Raw genomic sequence first — 20,085 nt, 5'->3', positions numbered from 1 at the left:
ATGCCCTGATGGTGAGCCGCCAACCCCAAACTTCGACCGCCAATTCGACGGTCATCTGACCATGAGGACACGAGACCACTATGAAAATTCTGGTTCCGGTAAAGCGTGTTGTGGACTACAACGTCAAAGTCCGCGTCAAGCCAGACAACAGCGATGTGGATCTGGCCAACGTGAAAATGGATATGAATCCGTTCTGCGAAATTGCCGTCGAAGAAGCCGTGCGACTGAAAGAGCAGGGCACCGCCACCGAAATCGTGGTCGTGTCGATCGGTGAAGCCAAAGCCGAAGAGCAAATCCGCAAGGCCATGGCGCTGGGTGCTGACCGCGGCATCCTGATCACCACCGACGAAGCCCCCAGCTCTCTGGGCGTGGCCAAGCTGCTCAAGGCGATTGTCGATGAAGAGCAACCGGGCCTGGTGTTGCTGGGCAAGCAGTCTATCGACAGCGACAACAACCAGACTGGTCAGATGCTGGCAGCATTGACCGGCATGGCCCAGGGCACCTTTGCCAGCCAACTGTTGATAGATGGCGACAAGGCTCAGGTAACCCGTGAAATCGATGGCGGTTTGCAGACCCTGTCTCTGAATTTGCCAGCTATCATCACCACTGACCTGCGCCTGAACGAGCCGCGCTATGCCAAGTTGCCGGACATCATGAAAGCCAAGCGCAAACCGCTCGACAAGAAAACCGCAGCGGATTACGGCGTAACGCTCAGCAACAGCGTTAAAGTGCTCAGCGTAGAGCCACCTGCCGAACGCAAAGGTGGCATTACCGTTGGCTCGGTGGCCGAGTTGGTCGACAAACTGAAAAACGAAGCGAAGGTGCTGTCATGAGTATTCTGATCATAGCTGAACACGATAATGCATCGCTGGCTCCGGTAACGTCCCATGTGGTCACGGCTGCCGCTAAAATCGGTGGCGATATCGATGTTCTGGTTGCCGGTTCCGGCGCCAAGTCCGTGGCTGATGAAGCCGCCAAACTGTCTGGTGTCAACAAAGTTCTATTTGCCGACGATGCGGCATACAGCCACCAGTTGGCCGAAAACCTGGCCGACCTGGTGGCTGAACTGGGCAAGTCTTACAGCCACATACTGGCCCCGGCAACGACCAACGGCAAAAACATGATGCCGCGTCTGGCTGCTCTGCTCGATGTTGAGCAGATTTCAGACATTCTCAGCGTGGAATCGGCCGATACCTTCAAACGTCCCATCTATGCAGGTAACGCCATTGCCACCGTGCAATCGAGCGACAGCATCAAGGTGATCACCGTGCGCGGTACCGCCTTTGACGCATGCGAACTGGATGGCTCTGCATCCGTTGAAGCGGTAACCGGCGGTCACGACAAAGGCATCAGCGCCTTTGTCGGTGAAGACCTGGCCAAGTCGGATCGCCCTGAACTGACCGCTGCCCGCATCGTGGTCTCCGGTGGTCGTGGCATGCAGAACGGCGACAACTTCAAACTGCTGTACACCCTGGCCGACAAACTCGACGCGGCCGTTGGTGCCTCGCGCGCCGCGGTGGATGCCGGTTTCGTGCCGAACGACATGCAGGTTGGCCAGACTGGTAAGATCGTAGCGCCGGAACTCTACATCGCTGTCGGCATTTCAGGTCAGATTCAACACCTGGCCGGCATGAAAGACAGTAAGGTGATTGTCGCCATCAACAAGGATGAAGACGCGCCTATCTTCCAGGTAGCCGATTACGGCCTCGTTGCCGACTTGTTTGATGCTTTGCCCGAGTTCGAAAAAGCGCTCTGAGGCATTGTTTGATTGTGATTCAGAAACCCGGCGCTGCCGGGTTTTTTTTATTTCAAGTTTCAGAGTTGGCAACCAACTGAGTGTCAGGTGCCGGGTGTACCTATCTGGGGAAGTCTGAGGCATGGATGCCGAAGTCTAGGCCCCATGGATGGGTTCATGCCGACCCCAGATAGGTATACCCGGTGCCTGACACGGACTCCAGGCAGTAATTGGACTCCTCACGGTTGGGCGGCGGGCCAACAGAGGGTATAGTGGCGGTCTTTGCAGGACGCAGCGGCGTCGGATGACTATCTATGAGTTGGTTTTTTACGCCACAGCACAAAGCCCAGAAAGATCGCGCCATTCTCAAGCGAATCGATGAAACCCTGAGTCGACAGGGACTGCCCAGTGCCGTCCTGCATTTTGTGGTGTTTCTGTTGCTGGAATGGCAATGGCTTGCCGTGGGACCAACGCCTAATGCCAGCTATGTGTTTGGTCTGGCGCTGGTCATTATGGCCGCCTGGCGTTTTATCATGATCGCCCAGTTCTCTGACTGGTACGCCCGTGGCCCGGCTCGCTGGCGCGATACCTTTATTCTCTCGGGTTTTCTGCACGCTGCCGTCTGGACGGCCTATCTGGTTTACCGGCTGGACGGGCCCGAGCATCCGATTGCCTTGCTGGGTCTGCTGTACACCCTGTCTGTCGCAGCGGGCGGCACCTTTGTCTACTCCCTGTATGGCCGCACGGTTCGTGTGTATCTCGCGGTGTTATTGCTGCCTATCGGTCTTTATTACCTGATCCGAGCGGAATCGTCGGGTCATGTCTGGGTGGGGATCGCCTTTATCGCCGTGTATTTCTACCTGGTAAGTACGGCGGGTCGGGTCTCGGAACTAGTCTGGAGTTTTCTGACGCATAACCACGAGCTCAAGATGCGCCTCAAAGCGCTCGAAGAAGCCCGTGAAGAGAATGTATTGCAGGCCACCACCAACCGGCGCTTTGTCAATCAGTTGCTGCACCGGGTTAAAACGCCTCTAAGCGGGTTGCTGGGTGTGTTGGGCATGCTCAGTCATGATGAACAGTCAACAGAACACCAGGGCATGCTTAGTATTGCCCGTCGCAGTGGCCGGTCTATTTTGGATCTGGTGACTGATCTCGAGGCCTTTATCGAACAGCGGGACCAGTCCCGGGTGCCTCAGTCAATCGTATTCAACCTGCGCAAGACGCTGGAGCACGCTCTGTCCGATATGGGCAGCAAGGCGCATGAGCACGGCCTGGAACTGGCCTATTTGTATCACCCCTCGGTACCCGAACGCATAGAGCTCGACCCGCAGTGGCTGTCGAATGCCTTTCGCCGCCTGCTGGACTTTACGCTCGACAGCGCGGAAGAGGGTGAAATTACGGTTCGCATTGCCATGGACGGGGATACTGAGCAGGGTGAAGACAACCTGTTGCTGTCTTTCTATTTCATCAATACCGAGGTCAGTGACGAGGACTTGCGCGCCGCCATTAACCGCAATATGAACACCCTGCCCGAAGACGAAGACGTCTCCGACCAGTTGACCCTGATGGTTGCTGCGGCGCAGTTCAAATCGATGAATGCCAAGCTGACCGTATCGTCGAAACAGGATCTGAGAAAGATCGTGGTCTCACTGCCCATTCAAGCCAGTTCCCAGCAGGCCAGCTCCTTCAGACCGGCCAAATACATGGCCGGCCGGTCCATTACGCTGGTCGATCTGAGCCCGGTCACCGAGCGTGCGCTCAGTGCCGAGTTTTACAGCTGGGAAATGACGGTATCCACCTGGACGCTGGAGCGACTGCTCGAAGGCGATTCGATTCAGCCGACCGACTTTATCCTGATCAACCTGCCCGTCGAGGACGCCCGCGCCCAAAGTTATCTGGAACAGGTAAAGCTACTAAAAAGCCGGTTGCAAACCGAAGCACCACAGACCACTGTATTCCTCTATGCGTCTCAGTTGCAGCGCGGCTTGCTGGCGGATCTGGACCTTGGCTTCCGGTTTATAGAGAAACCGGCCGCCCGGGATGAGCTGTTGCAAATGTTGCGGCAATCCCATGAGGCAACCCGGGTCGACACGGCGGCAGAGTACCGGTGTGATCAGGTGCGCGTGTTGCTGGCGGAAGACAACATGGTTAACCAGAAAGTGGTGGTGCGGTTGCTTGGTCGTATGGGCGCGCAGGTCGATACCTGCGTGAACGGTCTCGAAGCGTCGCAACAGGCCATTCAGGATCCCCCCTACAATCTGGTGATTATGGATTGTCTGATGCCGCGCATGGATGGGCTGGAAGCGACCCGAATCATCCGGCAACGGGAGATGGGCACTGGAACCCATTTGCCGATCATCGCGCTGACCGGAGAAGACACGCCGGAACAGGAACGGGCCTGTCTGGCCGCCGGAATGGACGATTTTATGACCAAACCGGTTACCTATGAGAACCTGATCACATTGATTCAACGATGGGTAGGTTGATACCCCCGGAATGAATGATATTCTTCCGCAAATTCAAATGGTTACCGTCCGTCGTTAAGGCAGGACTCACGCATCGGGCAGGCAAGACGCTTGCGAAGATACCGGCACACAACGGACTTCAGTACAGGACACAGCAATGAATGCGGTACCCCAGGGCGTTACGGAACGACGCCTGCCATTCACATTCGCCAAACGCCATGGTGTGGTGATCGATTACGACCACGCAGATGGCCCACGCCTGCTGTACCGGCCGGATGTGAATCTGAATGCCTTGCAGGAGGCTCAGCGCCTGATGCAGGGCGTCTTCCCGCACATGCAGGTGAACGAACAGGAATTTTCCGACTACCTGAACCGTGCCTACCACACCGATTCTGACGATGCGATGCAGATGGTGGAAGGGCTTGGTGACACCATGGATCTCAGCTCTCTGGCCGACTCTGTGCCGGAAACTGAAGATCTGATGGAGCAGGAAGACGATGCCCCCATCATTCGCCTGATCAACGCCATTCTGTCTGAAGCCATTCGCGAGCAGGCGTCGGACATTCACATCGAAACCTATGAAAAACGCCTGTCGATCCGGTTTCGGGTCGATGGTGTGTTGCGTGAAGTGGTGCAGCCCAAGCGGGCACTGGCGCCCTTACTGGTCTCTCGTATAAAAGTCATGTCGCGCCTCGACATCGCCGAGAAACGCGTCCCCCAGGATGGGCGCATTGCGCTGCGCGTTGCGGGCCGGGAAGTGGACTTGCGGGTGTCGACCATTCCCTCCAACCACGGTGAACGGGTGGTGTTGCGTCTGCTCGACAAGCAAGCGGGCCGTCTGGACGTCAACCAGCTCGGGTTAAACCCGCGCGATTTGAAAACCATCACCGATCTGATTCAGCGCCCGCATGGCATTATCCTTGTTACCGGGCCGACCGGCTCTGGTAAAACCACGACGCTCTACGCGGCCTTGCAGTCGCTGAACAGTCACAGCCGCAATATCATGACGGTGGAAGACCCCATTGAATACAGTCTGCCGGGGGTTGGCCAAACCCAGGTAAACACCAAGGTCGATATGACCTTTGCCCGAGGCTTGCGCGCCATTCTGCGTCAGGACCCGGATGTCGTGATGATCGGCGAGATTCGCGACTATGAAACGGCTGATATTGCAGTCCAGGCCAGTCTGACCGGTCACCTGGTGTTATCGACCCTGCACACCAACAGTGCGACCGGGGCCGTCACCCGCTTGCAAGACATGGGCATCGAACCCTTTTTGCTGGCCTCCAGTCTGATTGGCCTGGTCTCCCAGCGGCTGGTTCGTACCCTCTGTCCGGATTGCAAAACGCCTTACCAGCCCGATGAAGCGGAATGCGAATTTTTGGGCATTTCGACCACTGACAAGCCGACCATCTACCATGCCGCCGGGTGTTCGGCCTGTAAGAGCACAGGCTATCGCGGCCGGTTGGGTCTGTATGAGTTTATTCGGGTAGACGAAGGCTTGCGCCAGCTGGTCCACGACCGCGCCGGTGATATTGATCTGGAGCGCCACGCCCGGACGCTGTCGCCGAGCATATTGCAAGACGGAAAAGACAAGGTACTGAAGGGTCTTACCACCGTTGAGGAAGTACTGCGCGTGTATCGGAGCTACTGAGTATGGCGGCTTTCGAATACGCGGCGCTCGATGCCAGGGGCAAACGCCGTAAAGGCGTGATTGAAGCAGACAGCAGTCGACAGGTGCGCCAGCAATTGCGCGACAAAGGCTGGTTCCCGGTCGATGTCGAGATGACCCAACGGCGTCAGTCCCGGTCTGCCGGCCTTTTTGGTGGCCCGTCGGTGTCCGTAGCCGATCTGGCCTTGCTGACCCGGCAATTGTCGACACTGGTCGCCTCTGGCATGCCATTGGAAGAATGCATCCGGGCTGTCGCGGAGCAATCCGAACGAGCCCGGGTGCGCAGTCTAATGCTTGGAGTTCGCGCCCGGGTCATGGAGGGGTACAGTCTGGCAAAGGCGCTGGAAGATTTTCCGAGGGCTTTTCCGCCGCTTTACCGGGCAACGGTCGATGCCGGCGAGCACAGTGGTCACCTCGACCGGGTCATGTTGCGACTGGCCGACTACATGGAAGACCAGCAGCGAACCCGCAAACAGGTTCAGATGTCGTCCATCTATCCGGCCTTTCTGACACTGGTCGCTGTTGGCATCGTGGTGTTTCTGCTCAATTCTGTGGTGCCCGACATCGTTGGGGTGTTTTCCTCTACCGGTGAAGCGCTGCCCGGGCCGACGCGGGCGTTGCTCGCCGCCAGTGAGTGGATTCAGAGCTGGTGGCTGGTGTCGTGCCTGGTCATCGTGGCTATGGTGATCGCGCTGATGCTCTGGAACCGGGCTCCGCGCCGGCGCCGGATTACCCACAGAGTGCTGCTGCGCCTGCCACTGATTGGCCGGGTCTCGCGCGGCTTCAATACCGCCCGTTTTATCAGCACGGTGGCCATTCTTTCCGGGTCCGGGGTACCGCTGGTTGAGGCCATGCGCATCTCATCCGAGGTGGTGACCAATCTTGAAATTCAGGCACGCGTAAAGGAAGCCGCTTTACGGGTGTCGGAAGGTGGCAGTCTGGGCAAGGCCCTGGCCGACGCCGGACACTTTCGGCCAATGATGTTGCACATGATCGCCAGTGGCGAAGCCAGTGGTGAGCTGGACAGCATGTTGCAGCGCACAGCCGATGCCGAGGACCAGCAGGTCAAGGAACTCATCGCCACCATTCTGGGTCTCTTCGAACCCTTGATGGTGTTGTTGATGGGGGGCATTGTACTGATCATTGTACTGGCGATCGTACTGCCCATAATGGAAATGAACAGCTTTGTAGGTTAGGACACGATGATGAAACGCAAACCGAATACACACAAACAGGGCCCGGTTAACCAACAGGGCTTTACGCTGATCGAACTGATGGTGGTGCTGGTTATTCTTGGCGTCCTGTTTGGCCTGGTCGTCCCCAACGTAACCGGTCGGGGTGATGAAGCCCGGGTCACCGGTGCCAAAACGGACATCAAGACCATCGAGAACGCACTTGAAACCTACCGCCTGCACAATTCGCACTATCCGTCGACCGACCAGGGGCTCGATGCGCTGGTCACCAAGCCATCCGGTAATCCGGAACCCCGTAACTGGCGCGGCCCTTACTTGCGTCAGGCACCCACTGACCCATGGGGCAGTGAGTACGCCTACATCAATGACAACAACAATAACTTCGAGGTGATTTCCTACGGTGCTGACGGACAGCCAGGCGGCGACGAGCTGAACCAGGATATTTCGTCCAACGATACGGAATGAAACCCATCCGTCGCTCACACAGCAGCCAGCGAACCCGGGGTTTCTCGCTGCTCGAACTGATGGTGGTGATTGTCATCATCGGCATAGCGGCGGGCGCGGTTAGACTGGCGGTGACCGGCAACGACCCGGTTCAGGAACTGGAACAAGCTGCGGGTCAGTACGCCTACCGAATGGAACGTATTCAGGATCAGGTTTTGCTGAGTAACCGCGAGCGCGGCCTGATCTTTGTTCAGGATGGTGTTTATCAGCTGGAATGGCGTGAAGGCGACGAGATGCTCAGCGAACCGGAGATTGTCTGGTCGCTGTATGAAGACGAGAAAGTCTGGGGCGTTTCAGAGGATATCCAATTAGGCCTGACGCTCGAAAACCAGTGGGTTGAACTCAATCAGGCGCTACCAACCGAGCAGTTTGCTCTGGAGCCGCACGTGATTCTGCTGCCTTCTGAAGACTATACCCCGGCCTATGATCTGACGCTGAGCCTGACCAGCAGTATTAACGACGAGGTTCGGGTGCGGGCCGATGGGTTTAACCGGCCAGAGGTGTTACGCGATGAACGCTGAACGCGGTTTTACACTGATTGAAGTCATGGTCGCGCTGGCTATTTTTGCGGTAATGGCCGGGGCCGTTTCACTGGCCAATACCCAGAACCTGATGTCCGCCCGGCAGATTCAGGAACAAACCCAGGCACGCTGGGTAAACGACACCGTGCTCAGCCAATTACGCATGACCGGGTTGCCCGACCCCGGTACTCAAACCGAGCAGGTAAATTTCAACGATCAAACCTGGCGCGTTGAAGTAACGGTAACCGCGGTTGAAATGGAATTGCTGGGTCCTTTTTTACGGCGGGTTGAACTGCGCGCCTTTCCGCCGGACAGTGATGCATCCGTAGATGCTCTGATTGCGGTGCTGGGAGCGACCCCGTGACGGCTCCAAACCAGCATTCCGGTTTTACCCTGATTGAATTGATTATCGCCATGGCCATTTCAGCCATTCTTGCCGTTGGCACCTTTTATCTGGTGCAGGCATCACGTCAGACTCAGGACACCCTGGTCGTCCAGAACGAATACTATTCTCAACTGACCCGCGTGGTTCGCACCCTGGTGACAGACTTGCACCAGTGGTCGCCGGATCGTCCGGTCCGGGACCCATTTGGCGATTACCAGGATGCCATGCTGCTGGATCTGGATGCACTGTACCTAACCCGCAACGGCTGGGCACTGAGCCGTTTCGTGGAAACCGAGCGGTCAACGCTGCAGCGCATCAGCTATCAGTTGGCGGAGCAGGGCAGTGAGTTGTGCCCCGATATGGATGACAACCAGCAACCTCAGCCCAGGGAACGCCACTATTGCCTGATTCGCAGCCAGCGCCAGCATTTGGATGACGACGGTCGCCTTGAATGGCAACACCAGATGCTGATGCGGCCGGTGCAATCGCTACAATGGCAATTTCTGGTTGAGATCGGCGGGGAACAAAACTGGCAGGATACCTGGCCACCTGAAGGCCTGCTCGACCCGGATACCGTACCCCGTTTACTGGCTGTACAGTTTGAACTGCAGACTGGGCAGGACGATGCCATCCGTCGACTGGTCAGAGTGCCCCAGAGTTACCGGGTATCGGAGACCGCCAATGAAGACTGAGCGCGGATTTGCCCTGATTCAGGTGTTACTGGTGTTCGCCATGCTGGCGATCATCGTTGCGCGCCTGCAGTATGAACAAAAAATTCAGATTGAACGGGCCTATCAGTCATTGTTTCTGAGCCAGGCTCAGGCTTATATCGACAGTGCGGAAGACATTGCGCGGGTCGGGCTGGCACTGGACCGGAAAGACAATGAAACCGATCATCTGGGCGAACTCTGGAACCAGCCAGCCGTCTCGTTTCCAGTAGAACAGGGGGTGATCTCCCTCGAAATGAACGACTTGCAGGGCCGGTTTAACCTGAATTCACTGCATCCCGGAGCCGCCAACCCGGAAGGCGCGCAGACGGGGTTGAAGCGGCTGCTGTTAACCCTGGGGCTCGACGAGAACATTGCCGACGAACTGAGCGACTGGTTCGATTCGGACAGTGGTGCCGAATTCAACTACAGCGACCAGGAGCCACCTTATACACCCTCTTTTCAGCCAATGGCGGACAGCAGTGAGCTGCTGTTGCTAAAATCTGTAGACCGGGATGTACTGGCTGCTTTGCAGCCTTTTGTGGCTGCCTTGCCACCGCAGACCGAGTTGAACATTAACACGGCGCCGGCCGAGGTACTGATGACCATTGCCCCTTATCTCAGTGAAGGCGATGTCGATACGTTTGTTCAGGAACGAACGGAAGAACCCTATGAATCGGTTGATGATCTGTTGAATCAGGCCGTGTTTCAGGTAGAGGAAGACGAACAGCCAGTCCCCCTGTTAAACGACCAACTGACCGTGGCGTCCGACTGGTTCACCTTATTTGCTGAAGTTACGCTCGATGGCCGAACCCTGACCCAGAGCAGCCAACTATTGCGTGACGACGACACCGCGCGTGTTGTGCTCCGATCCCAGGCCAGCACTGAAGCGAACCGGACACCGGGCGATACCACCAAGGACGACCCCCTATGATTGCGCAGGAGTATTCATGAACGTGCAGATTTCGATTTTCTGGCAAGACCCCACCCGCCTGCGCTGGCGCTGGTCTGATTCTACCGAGGTTCATGAAGGCCGTTGGGACGACGTGCAACTGGAGCGTCAGAATCTGAACCTCGATGCGGTCACTACCCGGGTGTATCTGCCGCATCAGGGCTTTACCGCGCTGCAGGTATCGGTGCCTGGAGGCGCGCGGCGAATTCCCGAGGCCGTGTTGCGCTTCGCCGCCGAAGAACAGCTGGCTCAGGACATCGACAGCTTGCACATCGTTCCACTGGCCAGACCCAACCAGGGCAGCCTGCCGGTAGTGGTGATTGAAACCCAGCGTCTGCGCGAGCTGCAAGAGACGCTGGCAGAAGGCGGCTTCACGCTGGTACAGGCCTTCGATGCCGGCTATTGCCAGGTCAGCAAGCCGGAAACCCAGGATGTCAGCATCGACGTTACCTCTGGCAGGGTGCTTTGCCGCGCCGGTTGGGAATTGCACCAGATCCACCCGAATGGGTTCTCGCAGTGGTTCGAATTGTGGAAGCGCAGCCAGGGGCTGGACGAGACTGCCTTGCAAATTACCCTGACCAGCCGCAGTGCCGACGACCTAGGGCGCACCTTGAAAACAGAGCTCGAAGCCGCGGGCGATGACGTCAACTGGCAGGTTAAGCCAGAAACCGACTTGCCGGAGTGGGATGAAACCGTTGCCGATAGCCGCTATCAGGGAAACCTGATGACTGGGCCATTCGCACTGCGTAAATCCAGCAGTCACACTGCGTACTGGGTACCAACGGCCCTTGCTGCCGGTTTTGCCCTGGCCGTCTGGACCGGGCTGACCATCAGCCAGGGCTGGCAGGACAAAGCCGAGGCCGCTTCGACCTGGACCGCCAGTGAAACCGTGTTTAAACAGGTATTCGGGCAGAACAAACGCATCCAGCAACCACTGATGGTGCGTGAGCTGGACAACCGGATTCAAGCCTTGCAGCAGCCCGATGACGCCAGCGGCGGTTCGGTACTTGCCGCCATGGATGCCCTCGGTACACTCGATTCCGGTCTGTTACTGGAAGATTTTCGGTATCAGGCCAGTCGGCGGGAAATGCTGTTTACCGTCATCCGTAATGGCGACGCTGAATCCGACGCCTTTGGCGAATTTGAACAGTTGAAACGTCGCCTCGAGCAAGCCGGTTATCGGGTCGAATATTCAGCCAGTCAGGATCGGGATGCCGTTCGTGGCCGCTACCGGGCCACCCGGGAGGTACAATCATGACACTTCAGGCAACCACACTGTTCGAACCCCTGGCCCTGCGCTGGCAAGGCTTGCCCACGCGTGATCGCCGCGCCTTGTCGGTGTTGCTGGTCACCGGCGCCTTACTGGTGCTCTGGTTCGGGATCATCGGTCCAACCCTTAACTGGCGCGAGTCAACCCGGTCAGACCTTAGAGCCGCTGAAGAGACCTTCCGGCAACTGGTCGAGCGAGCACCGCTGGCCATGGCCTCTGCGGGAAGCAGCGCTCAGGGGCCAGCAGCAGGGGGGTCTCTGAATGCCGAGGTGCGCAACCAGGCGAACCGTTTCGGCGTGGTCATCCAGAGCTTTGAACCGGACGGTGAACAGATTCGGGTTCGGGTCGACAGCGTGCGCTTTACCAACCTGATGCGCTGGCTGGGCGCCCTGGAAGCCAGGGGCATTGGCACACCGCAACTGACACTTGAGGCGACTGACCGTGCAGGGCAGGTCTCGGTACAGGCCAGCTTCAGTCGCTGATCTGGATCATTTCATCGTCGACTAAATACTGGCAAGATACCTGACGATAACCATTACAATGGTCAACAATAAAAGCATAATAACTCAGAGGGTATGGATTCCGTATGGCGACTATTGATCTAAACGACGTTGAACTCATGGCACTGGATGAACGCTGCAGTCGCCAGGCTCGGTCGCTGTTATACCATTCCTACAAAGACGAACCCACCTTCAAGTACCTGCTAGACAGCAGTCGCCCAGGTTACAAGCAACGAATCCGAGCGACCATACGGGAGCTGATTCGCCTCCATTTCGAGCGGGGCGAAACGGTATTGGGCGTGGTTCACAAGCAGGATCGACGGGTACTTGGCGTGGCCTTCGTCAGTGACGTTGAACTGAAGATGGACATATCCCGTCAGTTCCTGTGGCGCCTGAAAATGACCCTGACCGCCGGGTTTGAAGGAACCCGCCGGTATATCCAGTATTTCAACGACGTTCAAAGCAGCTTGCCCAACAAGGCGCATCGCACCGTCAGCCTTATCGGTATCCACCCCGAATTTCAGAAGCAGGGCCTCGGGCGCCTGCTGATGGAAGCCGTGCATCAACAGGTCAGTGACGATGCCCAGTCTATCGGCGTATTTCTCGATACTGGCAACACCCGCTACCTGACATTCTATGAAAGCCTCGGCTACGAGCGCTTCGCCGACATCAAAATGGGTAACGACCTCACTGAGGTTGTACTGTTCAGAGCCAACCCCAATTACGTAGAACAAGCGGCCTGAAGGCTTTAGAGCTGTTAGCTGCGAGCCGCGAGCTTTAAGTTAGGAACTTGCAGCTCGCCGCTTGCAGCTCATAACTCTAAAAACCCCGGTTTAGCCGGGGTTTTTCACGTTTTAACCGGGAATGACTATGACCAATCCATCTTACGATTACGACCTCGTTGTTATTGGCGCCGGCTCCGGCGGTGTGCGGGCGGCTCGCATGGCAGCCACAAAAGGGGCGAGAGTCGCCATCATCGAATCCCGTTACCTGGGTGGTACCTGCGTTAACGTCGGCTGTGTGCCGAAGAAACTCTTTGTCTATGCCTCTGAATTCTCTCAGGCATTTAAAGATTCCGCTGGTTTTGGCTACACGGTAGATAAAAAGCCTGAGTTTGAATGGGCTCGCCTGAGAGATAATAAAACCAATGAAATTAAACGGTTAAATGGGGTTTATGATGGCTTGTTAAGCCGTGCCGGGGTAGACATCATCCACGGCCATGGTCGCTTTATCGATGACCACAGAGTAGCGGTCGATGACCGCCAGATTAGCGCTGCTCATATTTTGATCGCAACCGGCAGCTGGCCGGTTATGCCGGATGTCGAAGGTGCCGAGCACATTATCAGTTCCAATGAAGTCTTCTATCTGGAGACCTTCCCCAAAGACGTGATCGTCATCGGCGGGGGCTATATTGCGGTCGAGTTTGCCGGCATCTTCAATGGACTCGGTGCCAAAACCCACTTGTTGTATCGCGGCGAGCCGGTCTTGCGCGGGTTTGATGACGACATTCGCGAGTTCGTCTCCAGCGAATTGGAGCAGGCGGGCATTCAGTTGCTCTACAATCGCGACATCGCCAAGGTAGAAGCGCTGGAATCAGGCCGGTTCAGAGTCACTATGTCAGACGGCAGCGTCCGTGAAACCGACCTGGTCGTCAGCGCCATCGGACGCCGCCCCTTGTTAGACGGCATGGACATCGAGAAGGCCGGAGTTGAGGCCGCCCCTAAAGGACACCTGGAGGTGAACGACCATTATCAGACCAATGTGCCGCACATTTTCGCGCTGGGTGACGTCATTGGCCGTATCCAGCTGACGCCAGTGGCCCTGGCAGAAGGGATGTACGTCGCAGATTACCTCTTTGGCGAATCCACGCCACGACCCGTCGACTACGATCTCATACCCACCGCTGTTTTTTGCCAGCCCCCGATTGGTACGGTGGGCATGACAGAAGCCCAGGCGGCAAAGCGCTACGAGCGTGTCGAAGTCTACCAGGCCAACTTCAAGGCCATGAAAAACACCCTCTCCGGTAACCCGGAACGCACGCTGATGAAGCTGCTGGTCGATTGCGACTCGCGTAAGGTGATAGGGGCTCACATGGTGGGCGAGAGTGCCGGTGAAATCATTCAGGGGTTGGCGGTAGCGATGACCGCCGGTGCTACCAAGGATGACTTCGACCACACCATTGGGATTCACCCAACCGCCGCAGAAGAATTCGTCACCATGCGTTCTCCGGCCAGAATCATCGGCAGAGACAGTGAAGACGATTAAACCGGGCTGATTTTCTTGCCCCGGGCTGAGTTGTGGCGTGCCTGGCGTTCGACATCGATGTAGCGATCTGTGATGGCGCTGGAGCCATGGCCTGCGTCATCTCGCACATGTTCCCTGGGACGCATTTTTACGTCTTCTGAGATGCCGGTGTGCCGCAGCCAGTGCACGGTGGCCGCCTGCAGCGCATCGGCTTCTTCGGGCTCGCCCTGGGATCTGAGTCGTTCGATCGCTCGGTCGAAACTGTCCTGAACAATAAAGCGGATCTGCCGGGTGCTGCTGATACCACCCTTGCCGCGAATTTTCGGGATCAGCGGGCTCGATTCGCCCGGTAACGGCAACGGCGTCATTCCCAGAAAGCCCCGAAACCGGCGCAAAGCATCCAGCATGGCGTCGGAAACCGAAATATCACGCTCTTTGTTGCCTTTACCAACGGTGGTAAACCACCAGTTGCCCTGGCTGTCCTGCCGGAAATCGCCCATGCTGGGCTGCCAGCGGTCCGATTCGGCCAGTTCCGATATGCGCAAATACATACCGAACAGGCAGCTCATGATGAACAGTGCGCGCTCGAAGCGGGGCGGGTCTTCCGGCATGGCCTGGTCCATCGCATTCAGCACTTCATGCCACTGGGCCTCTGACAGGCGGCGGATCGCCTGCGACCCCTGGCGTTTACGCAGAAACTTGCCCTTTTGGCGAATCTGGGCCACAGGATTGAGTTCAACATGTTCTTCCTGAATCAGATAATTAAAGTAGGTGCTCAAGACCGAGAAAATTGCCTGAAGCGCCCCCTGACTCAGAACATAGGCTTTCGGGTCTGCAGAAACCCCCAGTTTGTGATCGCGCTTTGATACCTTCGCCACGAAAGGACGCCACTGCGGGTTGACGGCGCGCTCGCCGCCCGCATTGATGAACCGCGCGACGCTTTTGGTGCCGATCCAGTGGCGGGGCGGGTTCTGGCAAAACTCAATGAACTGCTCGATGTGCTGACGCCGCACCTCCGCCAGCCTCAGCCCCTGAATCAGCCAGCACCATTGAACAAAGCGCTCAATTTCCCGGCGGTAGCTGGCAAAGGTATCCGGGCTACCACGATAGCTGTACAGAAATTCGGTCGATCGCTGCAAGTCGGCTTGCAACAGCGCAGCGTCAATTCGGGCTGCTTTATCTAAAACATCGCCGGTCTCCACCCGGTCCCGAAACGGATTGCCCATTTCAGACAGGTTATCAAACACCGGTGTGGGGGCCGGGTAGGGGGCGTTCAACAGAGGTTCTCCTCAGGCATCGCGGTTAACTGACCAGAATTTGGTTTCAATCATCAAAGTATGCGCGTCTCGCACCGGAGCTGACAAGGTGACCTTCGGATGTGGGCGCTGCGCGGCACACAGGATACACTAGCCCCATGAATCGATTCACATCCCGACATGGCTTACCGGTGCACCGGCTGACGCAATCGCTGGAAGGTGTTATGGGCTATATCGCCTGGGCGATTGTCTGCTATCTGACGCTGAGCAACGCGCCGGCCAATACCGAGGCTGGGCAGATTCGGCTGTTTGTTATAGTGGCCCTGTTACTGCTTTTTATCGTTGGCTTCTTCTACACCACCCGAGAGCAGCAATACCAGCGCATGGACACCCGTATCCGGCAGCTATCCTTTGCCGTGCAGTTCCTGGCGGTGCTGGGCATTCGCTTTGTTGCTGAATCCGGGGTTATCGCCATTTTAAGCGTTTCCCTGGCGGCGCAACTGCCGTTTCTGATGTCCAGAACGTTCTCCTACCTGACGGTACTGGTACTGGTGTTGATCGATCTGGCCTTTATCTGGGGTGAGCCCGATGCCATTATCTGGACAGCGCTGGGCGCTGCCTTCCACGTATTCGCCCTGCTGATGAGCCAACGGGTGATTCAGGAGCAGGAAGCACGCGATCAGATCACCATTCTGAACCGGGAGTTACTGGCTACCCAGGCCTTGCTGGAAGAGTCGGCCAAACAGACCGAGCGCATCCGCATCGCCCGGGATCTGCACGATGGCCTCGGCCACCATCTGACCGCCCTGATTCTCAAGCTGCAGTACCTCACGCATACCACAGAAGGGGAAACTCGCACCCGCATTGAGGAAACCCACCAGCTGTCGCGCCTGTTACTGACCGATGTGCGCAATACCGTGCATGAAATGCGCGGCGACTCCAGCATTCGCCTTAAAGAGGCGCTCGAAGCACTGATCTCCCAGATTCCCCGGTTGCAGATCAACCTGCGCCTGGACGACAACATCAGTGTTGCCGACATCGAAGTAGCGGAGGCCCTGTTTCGCTGTATCCAGGAAGCGGTAACCAATACCCTGAAACACGGCAATGCCAGCGAGATGAACATCGACCTGCAACATGGCGTCAATGACGTTGTGCTCACCATTACCGACAACGGCGGCTGCCAGCTCGACTGGCGCGAAGGCGCCGGGCTCAGAGGTATGCGCGAACGCATTGAAGCGCTCAAGGGCAAGTTGGATGTCGCCTCCGGTGCCGGCTTCAAACTTAATATCACCATCCCTGTTATGGAGTCGCTATGAGCGAGTCAGTTAACGTAATGCTGGTTGATGACCAGACCCTGGTGCGTGAAGGCATCAAATCACTGCTGCAGCTGGCCGGACATATCGAGATTCTTGGCGAGGCCAGCGACGGCGTGGAAGCACTGGAAGCCCTTAACACACTCACCCCCGATGTGATTCTGATGGATATTCGAATGCCGCGTCTGGACGGCATTGAAACGCTCAAAACGCTGACCGCGCAGGGCAGTGCCATACCGGTCATCATCCTCACCACCTTCGATGACCATGAACTGGTGCTCAGTGCCATTCGGGCAGGCGCCCGCGGGTTTCTGCTTAAGGATGTCTCACTGGAAAGCCTGGTCGAGGCGATCGATGCCGTGCATCGTGGTGAAACGCTGATTCAGCCCGCTGTCACCGAACGGGTGCTCAAAGGCTTTACCGAGTTGCAAACCCAAAGCAAGGTAGAACGAGATCCGATTCAGGAACCGCTGACGCAGCGGGAAATTGAAATTGTCCGGCTGATGGCCGGTGGCTACAGCAACAAGGAGATTTCACGGGCCATCTTCAAATCCGAAGGCACTATCAAGAATCACGTGTCCAATATCCTCGCCAAGTTGAATGTCCGGGATCGTACCCGGGCTGTATTGAAAGCATTGGAGCTGGGGTTGATCTGAATCAAGGCCGGCAGACCAGGGGGTTGTACCCTCAGGTGAAAGTCGCGATACTGACGCAATAGAATCTACCGTGTAGACAATATGGCCCGTCCACGCTTTCACATCACGCCTGACGACTGGTTCGATACGCTCGACTGGCTTGAATATCAGCTTTCCCAGCCTGGCTGGTTGCTGGACGAGGCACACCCCGTTCATCAGCAGGGGTTGGCCCATCTGACCGAGCGCCTGCATCAGTGTCGCTATGTTCAGTCGCCGACGCACCCGGACTGCGATGCATTGCAAACCCTGCTTGAGCAAAACCTCGACCGCCCAGACTGGGACCGGTTGCGAAAAACGTTGTCTGCGCGTCGTCGTCGCCGGCGAGAAAAACGCCTGGCGCAATCTCCAGTTAACCTGACGCTCACTACTCAGGCCCATCACTGGTTAAAACAACTGGCGCGGGCAGGGCGCTTTGCCACGTTAAGCGACGCCCTGGTAGACGCATTGCCAGCCATGGTCGCTGATCTTGAAGCCCATGCCCAGAAGACCCTGAAGACCGACCTGGAGCAGACGCTGGCCAGTTGGACCGAACTTGATCTAATCGCCAACGCAGACCAGTACCTGACCGCAGCACGCAATGACCGGAGCCTGGCGACGGCTTGCCGAATTGCCTTCCAGTGGTACCAGCGAGACCCGGACCGGCACAAGGCTCAGATGCTGAAGGAACGCTTTATTGAAGATCTGGTCTGGAATCAAATTCATTTGGGCAAACCAGCGACGGCTTATTTAACCGCCAAACCGATTACACAGAATGCTGTCGGGGCTGGACGCATCCCTGATAATGAGCTCTGATTAAACCAGCGACAGGCACAATCGGCCGATTCCCGGCTATAGAAAGGGTTCGCGCCCGCCTCCTCACTAACACGCCAAGGAAACGACGGCTACGATGGTCGACACCAATACATTTTTGTTAGTAGCAGGTTTGCTGCTGCTGATTGGCATCATTGCCAGCTCACTGACGGTGCGGCTCGGGTTGCCGTTCCTGCTGTTGTTTCTGGGTGTCGGAATGCTCGCCGGTGAAGACGGCCTGGGCGGCATTCCCTTTGATAACTTCGATCTGGCTTTTCTGGTCGGCAACCTGGCGTTATCGGTCATCTTGCTGGATGGCGGCATGCGCACCAAGCGAAGTACCTTCCGGGCGGCACTCTGGCCCTCGGTTACGCTGGCCACGGCCGGGGTAATCCTGACGGCCACCGGGGTAGGGCTGTTTGCCACCTGGTTGCTCGGGGTTGATATGCGCTATGGCCTCTTGCTGGGTGCCATTGTCGGTTCTACCGATGCGGCTGCGGTATTCAATCTGCTGCGCAACAGCGGCATTCGGCTGAATGAACGGGTAGGGGGGACGCTTGAGATCGAATCGGGTGCCAACGACCCGATGGCCATTCTGCTGGTGGTGATCATGATTGAGTTGCTGACCGGTTCCGCGCAGTTTACGGTCGGCTCCCTGCTGCAACTGGTTCTGCTTCAATTCCTGCTGGGTGGTGCCATTGGCGTGCTCGGCGGGTGGTTACTGGTCGCCTTGCTGAAACGATTGCATCTGGCCGAGGGCCTTTACGCAATCCTGATTGTATCCTTTGGTCTTGTCGTTTTCGCTGGCGTCAACCGCCTCGGCGGCAGCGGCTTTTTGGCCGTATATCTCCTTGGATTGGTCGTCGGTAATGCCAAAACCAAGCCACCGGAGTCGGTTTCACAAATTATGGACGGGCTTGCCTGGCTGTCTCAGGCGGGGATGTTCCTGATTCTTGGGCTGCTGGTTAGCCCGGCCAACATGCTCGACAACGCGCTGGCCGCTGTTTCCATTGCTGCTTTTTTAATCCTGTTCGCCAGGCCACTGGCCGTCGTTCTCTGCCTGCTGCCGTTCCGGTTTCGCTGGCAGGAGCGCTGGTACATCAGCTGGGTGGGCTTGCGCGGCGCCGTGCCGATTATTCTGGCGGTTTATCCGGTGATGTCTGGCCTGGAAAACTCCCAGTTACTGTTCGACATTGCCTTTGCCGTAGTGCTGGTATCCCTGTTAATACAGGGAACGACAGTACCTCTTGTTGCGCGTTTGCTGAATGTCCTGATTCCCGCACCACCGGCCCCGGTTAACCGCCACGCCTTGCTTAACGAAGCCGACCTGTCCCTGGAAGTCGATGAATTCGTCGTACAGCCCAATGCACCGGTCTTGTCGCCATTTTTTAACGCCAACCAAAACGACAGCGCCAACCCTCAATGTGTTGCCCTGATTCGAGACAAACGCCCGATGGATGTTGACGGTGCCATTCGGTTCACGGTGGGAGACCGGGTCTGGATGCTGCTGCACACGGAAGACGTCGATGACGTGGCGAAACAATTCAGCGGTCAAAAACAACAAGGCATGTTGACGGCTCAGAATTTCTACGGCGAATTCGTGATCCGGCCTGAAGCACTGGTCGATGATCTGGTGAAGTCCTATGGTATTGAAGCTGAGCCAACAGAACAGTCGATGACAGTAGCCGAGCTTCTGCAGTTGCGGCTTGGCAAACACGCTGTTGAGGGGGACAGGATTCGATTGGGAAGCTTGCGTCTGACCATTCGCCAAATGGAGGGCGATGCCATTCAGGCCATTGGTTTGAAACTGGGTTCCAAAAAACATGGATAACCCGCTTATGGCCTTCTTTTAGAACGCCATAGACAACGGGTCGTAAGACCGTGCCC

19 protein-coding genes are annotated in these 20,085 nt (G+C 57.0%); 18 read left to right on the top strand and 1 reads right to left on the bottom strand.

From position 1 onward, the window contains the following. Positions 1 to 80: 80 nt before the first annotated feature. The 14 genes from ACHUE7_RS07035 to gorA all read left to right on the top strand — a co-directional run bounded on the left by ACHUE7_RS07035 (position 81) and on the right by gorA (position 14,166). A complete protein-coding gene (locus tag ACHUE7_RS07035) occupies positions 81 to 833 on the top strand; it encodes an electron transfer flavoprotein subunit beta/FixA family protein (protein ID WP_127555356.1) in 753 nt (250 codons plus the stop codon). Beyond that, the gene (locus ACHUE7_RS07030) at positions 830 to 1,756 is read left to right on the top strand and encodes an electron transfer flavoprotein subunit alpha/FixB family protein (protein ID WP_394169354.1); all 927 of its coding nucleotides are present in this window, start codon (positions 830 to 832) and stop codon (positions 1,754 to 1,756) included. Before ACHUE7_RS07035 ends, ACHUE7_RS07030 begins: the two co-directional genes overlap by 4 nt. Before the next feature lie 293 nt (positions 1,757 to 2,049). Beyond that, on the top strand, positions 2,050 to 4,221 hold the full coding sequence (locus ACHUE7_RS07025) for an ATP-binding response regulator (protein WP_394169353.1): 2,172 nt from the start codon (positions 2,050 to 2,052) through the stop codon (positions 4,219 to 4,221). A gap of 136 nt (positions 4,222 to 4,357) precedes the next feature. Further along, positions 4,358 to 5,851 carry a type II secretion system ATPase GspE gene (gene gspE / locus ACHUE7_RS07020; RefSeq protein WP_127555359.1) on the top strand — a complete coding sequence of 498 codons (1,494 nt, stop codon included), beginning with the start codon at positions 4,358 to 4,360 and terminating at the stop codon, positions 5,849 to 5,851. 2 nt (positions 5,852 to 5,853) lie between these two features. Continuing rightward, positions 5,854 to 7,065 carry a type II secretion system inner membrane protein GspF gene (gene gspF / locus ACHUE7_RS07015; protein ID WP_394169352.1) on the top strand — a complete coding sequence of 404 codons (1,212 nt, stop codon included), beginning with the start codon at positions 5,854 to 5,856 and terminating at the stop codon, positions 7,063 to 7,065. A gap of 6 nt (positions 7,066 to 7,071) precedes the next feature. Further along, entirely contained in the window at positions 7,072 to 7,527 is a 456-nt protein-coding gene (gene gspG, locus ACHUE7_RS07010) for a type II secretion system major pseudopilin GspG (protein WP_394169351.1), read from the top strand. Beyond that, positions 7,524 to 8,087, top strand: a complete 564-nt coding sequence (locus tag ACHUE7_RS07005; RefSeq protein ID WP_394169350.1) for a prepilin-type N-terminal cleavage/methylation domain-containing protein — start codon at positions 7,524 to 7,526, stop codon at positions 8,085 to 8,087. Before gspG ends, ACHUE7_RS07005 begins: the two co-directional genes overlap by 4 nt. Beyond that, the gene (gspI, locus tag ACHUE7_RS07000) at positions 8,077 to 8,451 is read left to right on the top strand and encodes a type II secretion system minor pseudopilin GspI (protein WP_394169349.1); all 375 of its coding nucleotides are present in this window, start codon (positions 8,077 to 8,079) and stop codon (positions 8,449 to 8,451) included. Before ACHUE7_RS07005 ends, gspI begins: the two co-directional genes overlap by 11 nt. Then, positions 8,448 to 9,164, top strand: coding sequence for a type II secretion system protein GspJ (locus tag ACHUE7_RS06995; protein WP_394169348.1), 717 nt, complete (start codon positions 8,448 to 8,450; stop codon positions 9,162 to 9,164). The genes gspI and ACHUE7_RS06995 overlap by 4 nt, the downstream gene beginning before the upstream one ends. Beyond that, positions 9,154 to 10,113 carry a type II secretion system minor pseudopilin GspK gene (gene gspK / locus ACHUE7_RS06990; RefSeq protein ID WP_394169347.1) on the top strand — a complete coding sequence of 320 codons (960 nt, stop codon included), beginning with the start codon at positions 9,154 to 9,156 and terminating at the stop codon, positions 10,111 to 10,113. The genes ACHUE7_RS06995 and gspK overlap by 11 nt, the downstream gene beginning before the upstream one ends. A gap of 16 nt (positions 10,114 to 10,129) precedes the next feature. Beyond that, on the top strand, positions 10,130 to 11,389 hold the full coding sequence (gene gspL / locus ACHUE7_RS06985) for a type II secretion system protein GspL (protein ID WP_394169346.1): 1,260 nt from the start codon (positions 10,130 to 10,132) through the stop codon (positions 11,387 to 11,389). Further along, complete coding sequence (gene gspM / locus ACHUE7_RS06980; protein WP_394169345.1) at positions 11,386 to 11,883, top strand: type II secretion system protein GspM; 498 nt, start codon at positions 11,386 to 11,388, stop codon at positions 11,881 to 11,883. Before gspL ends, gspM begins: the two co-directional genes overlap by 4 nt. A gap of 104 nt (positions 11,884 to 11,987) precedes the next feature. After that, positions 11,988 to 12,644 carry a GNAT family N-acetyltransferase gene (locus ACHUE7_RS06975; protein ID WP_394169344.1) on the top strand — a complete coding sequence of 219 codons (657 nt, stop codon included), beginning with the start codon at positions 11,988 to 11,990 and terminating at the stop codon, positions 12,642 to 12,644. Positions 12,645 to 12,771: 127 nt separating this feature from the next. Continuing rightward, positions 12,772 to 14,166, top strand: a complete 1,395-nt coding sequence (gene gorA, locus ACHUE7_RS06970) for a glutathione-disulfide reductase (RefSeq protein ID WP_394169343.1) — start codon at positions 12,772 to 12,774, stop codon at positions 14,164 to 14,166. Here gorA and ACHUE7_RS06965 read toward each other — a convergent pair. After that, complete coding sequence (locus ACHUE7_RS06965) at positions 14,163 to 15,422, bottom strand: tyrosine-type recombinase/integrase (protein ID WP_394169342.1); 1,260 nt, start codon at positions 15,420 to 15,422, stop codon at positions 14,163 to 14,165. The two genes, gorA and ACHUE7_RS06965, sit on opposite strands and share 4 nt — an antisense overlap. Positions 15,423 to 15,559: 137 nt before the next feature. On the opposite strand from ACHUE7_RS06965, the gene ACHUE7_RS06960 reads away from it, so the two are divergent. The 4 genes from ACHUE7_RS06960 (at position 15,560) to ACHUE7_RS06945 (ending at position 20,029) form a co-directional block, all read left to right on the top strand. Next, entirely contained in the window at positions 15,560 to 16,717 is a 1,158-nt protein-coding gene (locus ACHUE7_RS06960; RefSeq protein ID WP_348475294.1) for a sensor histidine kinase, read from the top strand. Further along, positions 16,714 to 17,370 (top strand): response regulator, encoded by a 657-nt coding sequence (locus tag ACHUE7_RS06955; RefSeq protein WP_394169341.1) that lies wholly within the window; start codon positions 16,714 to 16,716, stop codon positions 17,368 to 17,370. Before ACHUE7_RS06960 ends, ACHUE7_RS06955 begins: the two co-directional genes overlap by 4 nt. 81 nt (positions 17,371 to 17,451) lie before the next feature. Then, positions 17,452 to 18,201 (top strand): hypothetical protein, encoded by a 750-nt coding sequence (locus tag ACHUE7_RS06950; RefSeq protein WP_394169340.1) that lies wholly within the window; start codon positions 17,452 to 17,454, stop codon positions 18,199 to 18,201. Positions 18,202 to 18,295: 94 nt separating this feature from the next. Continuing rightward, on the top strand, positions 18,296 to 20,029 hold the full coding sequence (locus tag ACHUE7_RS06945) for a potassium/proton antiporter (RefSeq protein WP_394169339.1): 1,734 nt from the start codon (positions 18,296 to 18,298) through the stop codon (positions 20,027 to 20,029). The last annotated feature ends 56 nt before the right edge of the window (positions 20,030 to 20,085 follow it).

This window comes from Saccharospirillum alexandrii (assembly GCF_043641555.1).
Classification (GTDB): domain Bacteria; phylum Pseudomonadota; class Gammaproteobacteria; order Pseudomonadales; family Natronospirillaceae; genus Saccharospirillum; species Saccharospirillum alexandrii_A.
Note: the sequence above shows the minus strand (reverse complement) of the source record. Positions and strands in the feature narration are given on the sequence as shown.